Consider the following 12,680-nt stretch of genomic DNA (forward strand, 5'->3'; position numbering starts at 1 on the left):
CCCCACCCGGATCGTTCCATCCCTTCCGTGTCACTCCGGAACGTTCCGGATGCCCTGGCACGGGCCGGCGCCGGTACGTTGTCGACCGCGGTCCGACCGCCCGACCGACGCCCGCCCGACCGCCCGTACGACCGGCCCAGGGAGCAGCGATGCCGACGACCGCCACCGTGCTCAGGCAGCAGGAGCGCAGGGTGCTCCAGGCGGTCGGCTGCGGGTTGCGGGACGACGAGATCGCCGCCGACCTCGCCATCCCCGAGGACGCGGTGGCCCGACACCTCAGGCGCATCCTCGCCGAACTGGGGCTGCGCGACCGGGCCGCCGCCATCGTCCACGCCTTCGACTGCGGCCTGGTCGTCCCCGGCAGCGGCCCCCGTACGCGGGAAGCGGGCCGGGCGGCGGCGACCGCCACCGCCCGGCCCGCCGTACGCGTAAGCGGACCCGTACCCGTACCCGTACCCGTTCCCATGGTGCGGATCTCCCTGCTCGGACCGCTCCAGGTCCGGCAGGACGGGCGGCCCCTGAACCTCGGCCATCTGCGCCAGCAAGCGGTACTGGCGGCCCTCGCGCTGGGCGCGGGGCGGACGGTCAGCCGACAGGAACTGCTCGACGGCATATGGGGGATGGAACCGCCCCACACCAACGTCGTGCCGGTGTACGTCTACCGGCTGCGCAAGGCCCTGCGCGCCGGGGACGGCCCGGCCTCGCCGATCGAGCACGACCGCTGCGGCTACCGGCTCGCCCCCGGCACGTTCGACGTGGACGTGGCGCACATGGAGCGGCTGCTCGCCGAGGTCGCGCGGGCCGACCGGGCGGGCGAGGCGACCGAGGTGATCCGCCTGTGCACGCGGGCGCTGGACCTGTTCCGCGGCGAGCCGCTGGCAGAGCTCCCCGGGCCGCTCGCCGAGGCGGAGCGGCTGCGGCTCACCGAGCGCAGGATCGCCCTCATACAGCGGAAGTCGCAGTGGCAGCTGCGCCTGGGCCGGCACTTCGAGGCGATCGCCGAGCTGTTCGCCCTGGCCGCGGCGCAGCCGCTGAACGAGACGGTGGCCGTGATGCTGATGCGCGCCCTGTGCCGCGGCGGCCGGCGGACCGAGGCCCTGGCCGTCTTCGACCGCACCCGCCGCCGTCTGGCCGAGGACCTGGGGGTACCGCCGGGCCGCATGCTGCGCGGGACGTACGAGGAGATCCTGCGCGGGGACCACCCGCCCGCGGCCGGAAGCCCGGCCGCCGGCAGGTGGTGAAGTCCCGCCGCGGGGTTACCAGGCGTACCAGGCGCCGTTGTACCACTGCTCGCTGGCGCTGTCGTTGTGGTGGTCCATGTTGAAGTCTTCGGGGTAGTTCCGGACGTGGTTGTTCGGATAGGTCCAGATGCCGGCCGACTCGTCGCAGACGTAGTCCCAGTGGCAGATGGTCTTGACGGGCACGTTCCCGAAGAACCGGTCGGCGCCGGCGAGCGGGGCGCCGACGATGCCGCCGAAGGGCACGGACCCGCCGTTGGCACCGGGAGGGCCCTGCCTCTTGGGGTCCGCGATCAGAACGGCGTTGACGTTGTCGAACGTCTGCCAGTTCTCGGTGACCCACGTGTGCACCACCGCGGCACCCAGGGAGTACCCGCCCATCTTGACGTGCTGCCACGGACAGGCCGCGCGCTGGTCGCGGACCAGCCGGTTCAGTTCGTTCACACCCGCCCGGGCGCTCGCGCCGTTGGGGATCTGGGTGGGGTATCCGACGTGCTGCTGGATGTTCCCGTAGAAGCCGTCGTTGTTCCACGAGCTGCCGGTGCCTCCGACGACGATCGTGTACGTGCCCTCGCACGCAGCCGTCGTCTTCGCCGAGGCCCCCTGTGCGTTGGCCCCCTGTACCGCCGAAAGCCCGACGGTCAGGAGAAAGCCGGCTGCCATCGCCGCGGTCCTTCTGGCTCGCATATCGATCCTCCCAAGTAGTCGGCCCACGCGGTCCGCCCGGAGATGCGGGGCGCAGTCGGCCGAGGTCACCGGACGACAGTGGCAGCGGGCGATGACATCCCGATGAAACCCGCGGCGGTGCACCCGTTCCATCGGGATTTCATCGCTCCTGCCTAGCGTGGGCGCGTTCGGGTGAAGGGCCCGGACCACAGGGGAGGGACGGCTCGATGGCCCGGAGGAGATTCGTCGCGAGGCTGCCTGTGGCGGCCCTGGCCGTGGTCGCGGTGGTGAGTACGATGGCGGCCGCCGGACCGCCGCCCGCGAGGTCGGCGGCTGCCGTAGCGGCGCCGGACAAGCCGACGATCCGGTACACGGAATACGGGATCCCGCACATCATCGCCTCCGACTGGGAGGGGCTGGGGACGGGCTACGGGTACGCGGCGGCCAAGGACAACATCTGCACGCTGGCCGACACCTACCTGATGGTCAACGCCCAGAGGTCCCGGTACCTGGGGCCCGACGGCAAGGCGAGTCCCGGCGAGAAGCAGAACACCACCAGCAACCTCAACAGCGACCTGTACTTCCAGCGCATCAAGGACGACCGGGTGGTGGAGCGGCTGCTCGACCAGCCCGCCCCCAACGGGCCGGAACCGGAGGTCAAAGAGGCCATCCGCGGCTACGTCCGGGGGTACAACCGGTACCTGGCCGAGACGGGCGCGGACAACATCACCGACCCGGCCTGCCGGGGTGCGTCCTGGGTACGGCCCATCACGGAGCTGGACGTCTACCGGCACGCCCACGCCGAGATCATCATGGGCAGCGCCGATCCGCTGCTCGACGGCCAGGTGACCGCCGCGCCTGCGGGGGCTTCGGCCGCCGCGACGCCGGCCCCCTCACCCGAGGAGACCGCGAAGAGGATCCGCGACGCGATGGCGGTCAGCCGCCGGCAGAGCATGGGCAGCAACGCCCTCGCGGTCGGTTCGCGGGGCGTGTCCGGGGGCACCGGCATGCTGCTGGCCAACCCGCACTTCCCGTGGCAGGGCAAGAACCGGATGTGGCAGAGCCAGCTGACGATCCCCGGGAGGATCAACGTCTCCGGGGCCAGTCTGCTCGGGTTCCCGGCGGTGAACATCGGCCACAACGACGACGTCGCCTGGAGCCACACGATCGCCACGGTGGCCCCGTTCGGGCTGTTCGACGTACAGGTCGATCCGCTGAACCCGACCAACTACCTGGTGGACGGCGTCTGGCAGCCGATGACCTCGCAGCAGGTCGCGGTCGACGTACGGAACGCGGACGGCACCCTCGGCAAGGTCACCAGGACCCTGTGGTCCACCCGGTACGGGCCGATCGTCACCTCCGTGCTGGGCAACCCGCTGCCCTGGGTGGTCAGCGCCCACGCGGTACGGGACGTGAACATGGGCAACCTGCGGGCGCTCAACACCTGGTTCCACCTCGACCAGGCCAAGGACGTCCACGAGGTGGTCGACACCCTGGAGACCACGGAAGGCGTCCCCTTCTTCAACACGGTCGCCTCCGACCGCAAGGGCAACGCCCTGTACGCGGACATCCAGGCCACGCCGAACATCAGCGACGAGCACGCGCAGTCCTGCCTGACCCTGACCGGCCGACTGCTGTTCAACCAGGAGCTGCGGCTGCCGAACGTGCCGCCGGTCTCCATCTTCGACGGCAAGCGCAGCGCGTGCGACTGGCCCACCGATCCGAACGCGGTCGCTCCGGGGCTGATGGATCCCCGCAAGCAACCGCGCCTGATCCGCAGCGACTTCGTGGGCAACGCCAACGACAGCGCCTGGCTGGCCAACCCCGAGCAGCCGCTGTCCTTCCCCAGGGTGATGGGCGATACGGCGGCTCCCCGGTCCCTGCGCACCCAGGAGCTCATCCTGACCGCCCAGAACCGGATCAACGGCACCGACGGTCTGCCGGGCCGGGGTTTCACACCGGAGAACATGCGGCAGTTGCTGTTCGCCGACAACAGCAGGGCGGCCGATTTGGCCCTGGACGCCACCGTGGCGATGTGCCGGGGCGTCCCCTTCGGGCTCATTCTGGTGGACGGCACCCTCGTCAACGTGAGCGAGGCGTGCCCGGTCCTGGCCGCATGGCGCAGCCACGACTTCACGGCGGACAGCCGGGGATCGTGGCTGTTCGAGAACTACTGGGCCTTCCTGCTGGGCGGGCAGGCAATCGAGAAACTCCCCTGGCGGGTGCCCTTCGACCCCAAGGACCCGGTGCACACGCCCAATTCGCTGGACTCCGGGAACTCCGCCGTCCGCGACGCGTTCGGCCGGGCGGTCCTCGCGCTGCGCAGGGCGGGCGTGGCGCTGAACGCGCCGCTGTCGGACGTCCAGAAGATCACCCGCAACGGCGAGCAGATCCCGATCCACGGTTCGATCAGTGAGCTGGGCGTACTGAACGTGGTCACCCCGGGCCTGGTCGACGGCAAGCTGGACATCACCTTCGGATCCAGCTTCGTCCAGCAGGTGAAGTTCACCGCCGACGGACCGCCCCAGACCTCCTCGGTGCTGGCCTACTCGCAGTCGGCCGACCCGAACTCGCCGCACCACGTCGACCAGACGCGGCTGTTCTCGGCCGGTCAGTGGGTGACGGAACGGTTCACCGAGGAGCAGATCGCGGCCTCACCGGCCCTGGAGACCAAGGTCCTGTCCTGAGGCGGCTGCTGTGCCGGGAATCCGGGACGTCGGTACGCCGCGACGCACGCACAACCACTAACACCAAGGTCCCAAGGAGGATGCTGTGATGAGGAAATCGAGCCGGTGGCGCATGGTGGTGGCCCTGATGGCCGCCATCGTGGCCACGGCCGTGCCGGCGGGTTCGGCGCAGGCCGCCGGGCGCACCGCGCCCCCGCCGCTGGCGGACGGGTTCGGGTTGACCCAGGTCGACACCGCGACCGGCGGTCCGACCAACTTCCACATCACCGTGACCACACCCGAGGTCGCGGGCAAGCACCACATCAAGATCATCCTACCGAGCGGCTACTACGACGAGCCGGCCAGGCGCTATCCCGTGCTGTACTTCCTGCACGGTTCGCCGGACGACCCGATCCAGCAGAACTACCCGGCGCTGACCACCTCCGACCAGATGATCACCGTCATCCCGGACGGCGGCGCCCGTGGCTGGTACGCCAACTGGCTCAACCAGAAGACGCAGGCCGGTGCCCAGAACTGGGAGAACTTCCACCTCAAGCAGGTGATCCCGTTCATCGACGCGAACCTGCGGACGATCGCCACGAAGAAGGCACGGGCCGTCGCGGGCGTCTCCATGGGCGGTTTCGGGGCGCTCCACTACGCCCAGGTCCGGCCCGACCTGTTCGGCCAGACCGCCTCCCTGTCGGGGGACATCGATCTGTCGGCCCGCTCCATGGACCTGCGGCTCGCCGTCGTCGCCTCCCTCATCGACGCGCAGGGTGCGATCTGCGGTTCGTTCTCCGGTGTCTGCGGCGGCGCCGAATCCCCGTACAAGCCCGGCGTGGACAGTGACGCCCTGTTCGGCTCGCCCTATCCCGTGTTCAACATCGACTGGCGGTGGAACGAGGTCGATCCGTCGCAGCACATGGACAAACTGAAGGCCGGCGGGGTCGGCGTCTCCCTCTACGTGGGCAACGGGGGCGGCTCGGCCACCGACCTGGAGTTCTGGCTGGAGTCGGCGTCCCAGCACGTGAAGGACAGCATGGACGCCCTGGGCATGTCGTACTACTTCGTGGACTACGGCGACGGCTCCGCCTGGGGCACCCAGTGCAACGGCGGCCACAACGCGGGCTGCTGGGAACAGGACCTCCGCGACCTGATCCCCAGGCTGGAGCGGTCCTTCACCGCCTGATCCGGGGCCACCGCGCACCGGGCCACCGCGCCCCGGGCCGCCCGGTGCGCCCGGTGCGCGGTCCACCGGTCTGCCGAACGAGGTCCGGCGACAAGGGTGTTAGCGTCTGCTCCGTGGTGGAACACCAGGAGCGGACCAGGGCCGCCTACGACGGGGTCGTCGAGCTCTACGCGTCGATGTTCGCCGACCGGCTGGAGACGCGGCCCTTCGCGCGGGCCATGGTCGAGACCTTCGCCGAGCTGGTGCGCGAGACGGGGAACCGGCGAACGGCCGACGTCGGATGCGGTCCCGGCCACCTGACCGCCATGCTGCACGGTCTGGGGCTGGACGCCTTCGGGCTCGACCTCTCGCCGGCCATGGTGGCCCACGCCCGGCGGGCCCATCCGGCGCTGCGGTTCGACGAGGCGAGGATGGAGTCCATGCCGATGGAGGACCGCGCGCTCGACGGCGTACTGGCCCACTACTCGATGATCCACACGCCGCCCGCGGAACTGCCCGCGGTCCTCGCCGAGCAGGCCAGGGTCCTGGCCCCCGGAGGCCTGTTCCTGGTCTCGTTCTTCGGTACCGACGGATCGGAGCCGGTCCGCTTCGACCACAAGGTGGCGCCCGCCTACAGCTGGCCGGCGGACCGGCTCGCCGAGCTGCTGACCGCGGCCGGGCTGGCCCCCTTCGCCCGGCTGCTCCACGACCCCGCCTCCGAGCGCGGCTTCCTCGACGCCCACTTGATGGCCCGCCGGGTCGCCGTCACCCCGGCCGCCCGGTAGGCCGGGCCGGGCACCGCAGGACGCCCCGGTCAGCCGTCGATTCGGTCCCCACCCGCCGCGGGCGCGGTCCGGGCCCGCTCCCACACCGCCTGGAAGGCCAGTCTCAGGCAGCCCGCCGGCGTGGGGTGCTCGATGTACAGGGCGGTCGTGGCGCGGGTACCGGCCACCGGGTCGGGCATGTCGCACAGCACCAGCGAGGCGTCCGCGACGATCTGTCGCCGGGCCTTTCTGGCGCGAGCGGAAGCGCCTCCTTCACCTGGACCGTCACCACGGTCGACGGCGGCTCCTCCCACACCGACTCCCTCGCGCAGACGACGGTGGCCATCCCGGTCCGCTGCCACGCCACGCTCAGCTTCTACCTGCACCCCGCTCCTCAGCCGACCCCGCCCCGGGGACAAGGGACGGACCGGCGGGTCACCGTACGTCGACGGTGACCCGCCCCACCGTCAGCGCCAGGCACCCGAAGAGTGGTCGCTCGCGGCTTGGACGGTGCCGCCCGGCTCCCGGTTCCTCCGGCGAGTACGGGCCCGGCCGCCTCCGCCGGGCCCCCTACGCCCGGCCGTCGGTCCGCACCGGTCCGGAGGCCGGGTTCAGCCAGGCTCCGATGGCCGGCAGTGCCTCGGGGCCGTCGTCGCGCTCCACCGAGTCGACCAGGTCGGCGATGGTGACCCCGCGCAGCGATGCCCGCCAGGAGGCTTCGGCGGCACGCATGACGCGGGCGATCCCGCAGGCCTTCGTACACGCTTCGGGCGGTGCTCCGAACGGGCCGCGGCGCCGGATCTCCGTGCAGATGAAGGCCGGGTCCGCCCCGTCGACGGCCTGCACCACATCCAGGACGGTGATGTCGGAAGCGGGCCTGGTCAGCGCGTATCCGCCCGTTTTGCCCTGGACGGAGGTCACGAGGCCCGCCCGGGAGAGGGCCTGCATCTGCTTGGCCAGGTAGCTCGGCGAGACGTCGTGCAGCAGTGCCAGACGTGCGGCGGGCACCGGCTGACTCGCCGCGGTCAGCACGACGCAGCAGTGCAGCGCCCACTCCACGCCCCCGGACAGTTTCATGCGCCCTCCATTTGACTCGGATACAGCTTATCCGAGTAACATCTCAGACAAGAGTTGTCCGAGTTTGGGGCGGCAGAGGGCCGCACCCGGTCGCACACCAGGAAGGGCACAGCCATGAAGATCACGGTCATCGGCGGCACCGGACTCATCGGTTCCCAGCTCGTCTCCGCGCTCCGCGCGCTCGGACACGAGGTGGTCCCCGCCTCCCCGTCCACGGGTGTCGACCTGCTCACCGGCGCGGGGCTGGACGAGGCGCTCGCCGACGCGGACACGGTCGTCAACGTGTCGAACTCGCCCACCTTCGACGAGGCGTCCCCGGAGTTCTTCCGCACCACGATGAACAACCTGCTGGCGGCGGGGGAGCGGGCGGGCGTCGGCCACCAGGTGATCCTGTCCATCGTCGGCGTCGACCAGGTGCCGCAGCTGGACTACTACCGGGCGAAGACCCTCCAGGAGGACATCCTCAAGCAGGGGCCCACCCCGTACTCGATCGTGCGCGCCACCCAGTTCTTCGAGTTCATGGACGCGGTGCTGTCCTGGACCGCGGACGAGAACACCGTCCGGCTGCCCTCCACCCCCGTCCAGCCGATGGCCGCGGCCGACGTGGTCGCCGCCCTGGCCGCGGCCGCCACCGGCGCACCGCTGGGCGGCACCGTCGACGTCGCGGGCCCGGACGTCTTCGCCCTCGACGAGCTCGGCCGTCTCACGCTGTCGGCCCGGCAGGACCCCCGTACGGTCGTCACCGACGAGCAGGCCGGCCTGTTCGCGGCCGTCGAGGGCGACGTCCTGACCGGCGGACCCGGCGCACGCCTGGCTCCCACCTCCTACAAGGACTGGCTCGGCGCGAAGCGCTGAACCCGCCTACCTGAAGAGACGGTCGCCGGGGGTGGCCATGCGGTGGGTGCCGCCGTGGCGGTTCACCCAGTCGCGGACGAGGGCGACGGCGTTGGCGCACTGCCAGCCGTCGTCGTACTCGCGCACTCCGGTGAACGCCCCGTAGCCCGCGATGACGCCGTCCACGCGGCCCTCGCCCAGCAGTTTGTCGACGTACCACGGATCGTTGTACGTGGTCGTCCAGGACGGGGTGGCCGCGAGCTGTCCGGCGTCACGGTCAGCGGCGCCCTTCTTCAGCTCCGGACACGTGTTGTAGGCGGGTTCCGTGCAGTTGCCGAACCCCTTGGTCCGGCGGCGGTCAGCCGCTGCGCCTTGTCGGGCAGTCCCGCGACGCTGCATCCGCGGTTTTCCTGCTCCCCGCAGTAGTTCGGGTCCTTGATGTCCAGCCAGACCAGCGACAGCCGGCGTCCCGCGCCGGCGTGGGAGAGAATCCGGTCGATCATGCTGTCGAAGCTGGGCCCCAGCCGGTCGTCACCGGCTGAGGAGCAGTCGTGATAGGCCCGCCATTCGTTCGCGTTCCACCAGGCGCACACGTCCACCTCGATGCCGTTCGCGCCGTGCCCCAGCGCGGCGTCCACGCCGCCCAGGGTGTCGACGCGGTGCGCGATGGCGTAGACCGGATGCCGCCCCTCGGCCGCTGCCGCCGGGGTCGCGGCGAGGGCGGTGGCGCCGATGGTGGCGCACAGGGCCGCGATCGACGTCACGAGCCTGCGGAAGCGGGCGGCTCGCCCGAGAAGAGGGGTCAAGGAATGCTCCGTCACGTCCGGTTCCGTGGGGGGCGCTTGATCGCGTCCGTCGTCATGCTGGCACGCGATGAATGCACGCAGAACGGACCTGGATGGACGGCGGCCCGTGGATGGCGGGAAACCGCTGCCGCCTCCGGGGAGGCGGGCAGGTGACGTCGAGGCTCGCGGGTCGGGCCGAAGCGTACGGGGGCCTGGAGGCGGGCCGGGCCTTGCGGGCCGCGCGGCGCGGGGACGGCCGCGCCCGTGCGGCGGCTCAGCCGACGCGGCCTTCGCGGCCCCTGACCTCCTGCGGGTCGCGAATCATGAGGGGAAGGGTGCCTTCGTCGGCGAGTTCGGCGCTGCGGTCGATGATGGACTGGTTCGAGGAGTGGAGGAGGAACCCCTGCTTGCCCCATGCGAAGACGTCCGCCGAGTGGACGTGGACCTGGTAGGGAACAGGGACGAGACCGCGGCGCAGGAGATCGCTGTTGAGGGCCTCCTGCCCCTCGTTCGCCGCGAACTGACCGGTTCGGACCCAGCCGATCGGCTGATCGCCGGGGCCGGGCGCCGGCGCCGCCAGACTCAGGGCGTCCAGCTGGGCCCGGATGGAGGAGAAATGGCGAAGCGTCACCGGTTCGGGCAGGGCGGCGTCGAGACGGGTGCGGAGCTTGTCGAAGTGGTCGTTTCCGAAGAGGAACACGATCGACCGGCCCTTCTGCCCGGGAGGCAGCCGGTTCAGGTGGTCGACGAGCTGCGCCGTCACGGTGTCGTCACGCCCAGGGTCGGCGGAGGAGAGGCCCGGGGTGGTCTCCACCACCATGTTGGGCGCCGCCTGGACGGGGCTGATGTCCCGTTCGACGACGAGGGTGACCTTGGGGTGCGAGGACAGCTGCCGGATGATCTGGTCGCGCCGGTCGCTGTCGTACCGCGCGTTGTGGTGCGTCTCCGACACGAAGACCACGAGCCGCTCCCCGGCGGGTGCGCCGTGCAGGGCGAGCGCGCACACGTCCTTGGTGTCGACCTCGATGATCCAGTTGGTGGGGTGGTCGATCGTCTGGTGGATGGGCATGCCCCTGCGCTCCTGTTCCTCGGATCCGGTGCGCTGTCGGTGACGCGCGGGAGCAGGGTGGTGCCGTCCCCCGGTCCCCGTCCCCCGTCCCCCGTCCCCCGTCCGCGCCGCCATCACTTTCCTCCGGACCGGACCGTCCGACAAGTACGGGCGGAGGGGCAACGGTTGCGCGGAGGGGGCGTACGTTCACGGAAGGATCCACCGGGCGGAGGCTCGCTGCCACGGACGCGGGCGCCCGCGGGCAGTGATCCGCCGCCCGGTCGAGGGCGTCGCTCAGCGCGACCCGGGCGTGCGGGTGAGGACGTCGCCGCCGGTCAGCTCGCAGCTCGCCCCCCACAGCCGTGCCGCGAGGGCGGGGTCGGCCAGGTGGTCCCACACCGGTTCGAGGCGGGGCTCACCGCGCAGGCCGAAGACGCGCGGTCCCCACAGCTGGCCCCCGCGCACGGCCGGGTCCAGCACGGCCCGGACCGCGGGCCATGCGCCCGCGTCCTTGCCCTGGACGAGGAGGGCCGCCGGTGCCGAGCCTAGCCGCGCGCCGGCGGTTCGTACGTGGATCGGGGGCCGCGAGGGGGTGAGGGAGTCCAGCGCGCCGCCGGGATGGGCCACCACGCTGGCGACCGTGCTGCCGGCAGCACGCAGGCGACGGTCGAGTTCGACGCCGAAGTACATCTGCGCCAGCTTGGAGCGCCCGTAGGTGCGCTTGGGCCGGTAGTCCTCGCGGGACTGGAGATCGTCCGGGTCCAGCCGCTCGGACTTCGCCGCGAAGCTGCCCATGGTCACGACGCGGGCCGCCGGCGCAGCCGCGAGCAGCGGCATGAGCCACCGGGTCAAGGCGAAGTGCCCCAGGTGGTTCGTGCCGAACATGAGCTCGTGACCGTCCGCGGTCTCCCTGCGCGGCGGGTGGTCGAGCGCGACCCCGGCGTTGTGGACCACGGCGTCGAGGCGATCCACCTCCAGTGACTCCACCGATGTCGCGAGCGTCGAGAGGTCGGCGAGGTCCAGCCGTACGGCCCGCACCCGGGCGCCGGCGACACGCGCACGGATCGCGTCCGCGGCGGCCTCGGCCCTGGCGGGGCTCCGGCTGCCGAGTACGACGGTGGCTCCGGTTGCCGACAACTGCTCCGCGACGAAGTACCCGATGCCGGCGTTGCCGCCGGTGACCAGGAAGACGCGGCCTTCGGCAGCCGGCAGTCGTCGGACGTTCCAGGGCGGGGTGGAGGACATGGCGAAGGGGCTCCCTTGTTGTCGCGCGGTTGCGGCTGCCCCAGGGCAGCTCGGCACCCACGATCGCCGCCACCGCCGACACACCGCCTACACCTCACCGACAGCCCCGCCGACCCCCCCACATCCCGCCGACGAAGCGCCGGACGGCCCGCCCGCCCCCGAGGTGGGTCTCGGCCTCGGGATCGCGGGCGTCCTCTCGCCGGCCGTGGGGGTCGGGGCCGACCACCCGGCGGACAGGCGCGGCGCGCACGGCGGGGACAGGCGGGACTTTGCGGGCACCCCCTAGGAGTTCCGCGGGTACCTGCGCGCGGTGACGAACATCGGCATCTCGCTCGGCGCCGTGCTGGCAGGGTGGGTCGTACAGGTCGGTGCCCACAGCGCCTACCAGCTCATGATCGTCGCGAACGCGGTCTCCTTCGCGGCCTCCGCCCTGATCGTGCTCCGCTTGCGCCCGGTCGAGCCGGGGCCGGCCGCGGGCGGTCCGCGCTGGATGGCGATGCGGGACCGCCCGTACCTCGCGCTCACCGCCCTGGACGGCGTCACGGCCGTCCAGTTCAAGGTGCTGCCCGTTGCCGTACCCCTCTGGCTCATCGCGGCCACCGAGGCCCCGCACTGGCTGATCTCGGGCACGATGCTGCTGAACACCGTCGTCGTGGTCACGTGTCAGATGAGGGCCGGCCGCAGCATCGACACGCCGGTGGCCGGCGCCCGCGCCTACCGCCGTTCCGGTTTCGCCTTCCTCCTGGCCTGCGTGCTGATCTCGTTGACGCAGGGCATCCCCGGCCGGGCCGCGGCGGCCCTCCTGCCGGCCGGGGTCGCCGTACACCCGATCGGCGAACTCTGGCACGCGGCGGCCGGTTTCGAGATCTCCTTCGCCCTGGCGCCCGAGCGGGCCACCGGGCAGTACCTCGGAGTGTTCGGGCTCGGGGCAGCCCTGGCGGAGGCCGCCGGCCCGGCCCTGATCATCTTCCTGTGCATCACCTGGGGCCGCCCCGGGTGGTACGTCCTGGGCGCCCTGTTCGCCCTCACCGGCCTGGCCGCCCCCCTCCTCGTCCGATGGGCGGAGCGCCACCGTCCCGCTGGTCAGCCGCAGTTCGTGGGGGAGGAGGCGCCCTCCTCGGCCACGGCCTGAGCCGAAGGCTCGTCTGGCCGGATATCGGCGTTCGGGTTGGGTTTGTGGATCACCGGC

General features: G+C 71.7%; 13 protein-coding genes. 6 read left to right on the forward strand and 7 right to left on the reverse strand.

Annotation, left to right across the window (positions count from 1 at the left end):
- The first annotated feature begins 149 nt into the window (after nucleotides 1-149).
- Nucleotides 150-1,241 carry an AfsR/SARP family transcriptional regulator gene (locus ACS04_RS29795; protein WP_048479918.1) on the forward strand — a complete coding sequence of 364 codons (1,092 nt, stop codon included), beginning with the start codon at nucleotides 150-152 and terminating at the stop codon, nucleotides 1,239-1,241.
- 15 nt (nucleotides 1,242-1,256) lie between these two features.
- Here ACS04_RS29795 and ACS04_RS29800 read toward each other — a convergent pair whose 3' ends face one another.
- Complete coding sequence (locus ACS04_RS29800; RefSeq protein WP_048479919.1) at nucleotides 1,257-1,925, reverse strand: cutinase family protein; 669 nt, start codon at nucleotides 1,923-1,925, stop codon at nucleotides 1,257-1,259.
- 206 nt (nucleotides 1,926-2,131) lie between these two features.
- Here ACS04_RS29800 and ACS04_RS29805 point away from each other — a divergent pair, with 206 nt between their 5' ends.
- The 3 genes from ACS04_RS29805 (at nucleotide 2,132) to ACS04_RS29815 (ending at nucleotide 6,523) form a co-directional block, all read left to right on the forward strand.
- Nucleotides 2,132-4,591 carry a penicillin acylase family protein gene (locus ACS04_RS29805; RefSeq protein WP_048479920.1) on the forward strand — a complete coding sequence of 820 codons (2,460 nt, stop codon included), beginning with the start codon at nucleotides 2,132-2,134 and terminating at the stop codon, nucleotides 4,589-4,591.
- Between the two features lie 88 nt (nucleotides 4,592-4,679).
- Nucleotides 4,680-5,759 (forward strand): alpha/beta hydrolase, encoded by a 1,080-nt coding sequence (locus tag ACS04_RS29810; protein ID WP_398022005.1) that lies wholly within the window; start codon nucleotides 4,680-4,682, stop codon nucleotides 5,757-5,759.
- A 113-nt stretch (nucleotides 5,760-5,872) separates the two neighbouring features.
- Complete coding sequence (locus tag ACS04_RS29815) at nucleotides 5,873-6,523, forward strand: class I SAM-dependent methyltransferase (protein ID WP_048479922.1); 651 nt, start codon at nucleotides 5,873-5,875, stop codon at nucleotides 6,521-6,523.
- Between the two features lie 29 nt (nucleotides 6,524-6,552).
- Here ACS04_RS29815 and ACS04_RS36860 read toward each other — a convergent pair whose 3' ends face one another.
- The gene (locus ACS04_RS36860) at nucleotides 6,553-6,702 is read right to left on the reverse strand and encodes a hypothetical protein (protein WP_245236604.1); all 150 of its coding nucleotides are present in this window, start codon (nucleotides 6,700-6,702) and stop codon (nucleotides 6,553-6,555) included.
- Between the two features lie 370 nt (nucleotides 6,703-7,072).
- Entirely contained in the window at nucleotides 7,073-7,579 is a 507-nt protein-coding gene (locus tag ACS04_RS29820; protein WP_048479923.1) for an RrF2 family transcriptional regulator, read from the reverse strand.
- Nucleotides 7,580-7,693: 114 nt separating this feature from the next.
- On the opposite strand from ACS04_RS29820, the gene ACS04_RS29825 reads away from it, so the two are divergent.
- Nucleotides 7,694-8,434 (forward strand): SDR family oxidoreductase, encoded by a 741-nt coding sequence (locus tag ACS04_RS29825; RefSeq protein ID WP_048479924.1) that lies wholly within the window; start codon nucleotides 7,694-7,696, stop codon nucleotides 8,432-8,434.
- Nucleotides 8,435-8,440: 6 nt separating this feature from the next.
- Here ACS04_RS29825 and ACS04_RS39715 read toward each other — a convergent pair whose 3' ends face one another.
- From ACS04_RS39715 to ACS04_RS29840, 4 genes are all read right to left on the reverse strand, one after another.
- On the reverse strand, nucleotides 8,441-8,812 hold the full coding sequence (locus ACS04_RS39715) for a PI-PLC domain-containing protein (RefSeq protein ID WP_245236605.1): 372 nt from the start codon (nucleotides 8,810-8,812) through the stop codon (nucleotides 8,441-8,443).
- Nucleotides 8,707-9,219 (reverse strand): PI-PLC domain-containing protein, encoded by a 513-nt coding sequence (locus ACS04_RS39720; RefSeq protein WP_245236606.1) that lies wholly within the window; start codon nucleotides 9,217-9,219, stop codon nucleotides 8,707-8,709. Before ACS04_RS39720 ends, ACS04_RS39715 begins: the two co-directional genes overlap by 106 nt.
- Nucleotides 9,220-9,472: 253 nt before the next feature.
- A complete protein-coding gene (locus ACS04_RS29835) occupies nucleotides 9,473-10,267 on the reverse strand; it encodes a hypothetical protein (protein ID WP_048479925.1) in 795 nt (264 codons plus the stop codon).
- 273 nt (nucleotides 10,268-10,540) lie between these two features.
- On the reverse strand, nucleotides 10,541-11,491 hold the full coding sequence (locus ACS04_RS29840) for an SDR family NAD(P)-dependent oxidoreductase (RefSeq protein ID WP_048479926.1): 951 nt from the start codon (nucleotides 11,489-11,491) through the stop codon (nucleotides 10,541-10,543).
- Nucleotides 11,492-11,801: 310 nt separating this feature from the next.
- On the opposite strand from ACS04_RS29840, the gene ACS04_RS29845 reads away from it, so the two are divergent.
- The gene (locus tag ACS04_RS29845) at nucleotides 11,802-12,623 is read left to right on the forward strand and encodes an MFS transporter (protein WP_053081015.1); all 822 of its coding nucleotides are present in this window, start codon (nucleotides 11,802-11,804) and stop codon (nucleotides 12,621-12,623) included.
- Nucleotides 12,624-12,680 lie beyond the last annotated feature (57 nt).

It is taken from the genome of Streptomyces roseus, from assembly GCF_001044425.1.
In the GTDB taxonomy this organism is placed as follows: Bacteria; Actinomycetota; Actinomycetes; order Streptomycetales; family Streptomycetaceae; genus Streptomyces; species Streptomyces roseus.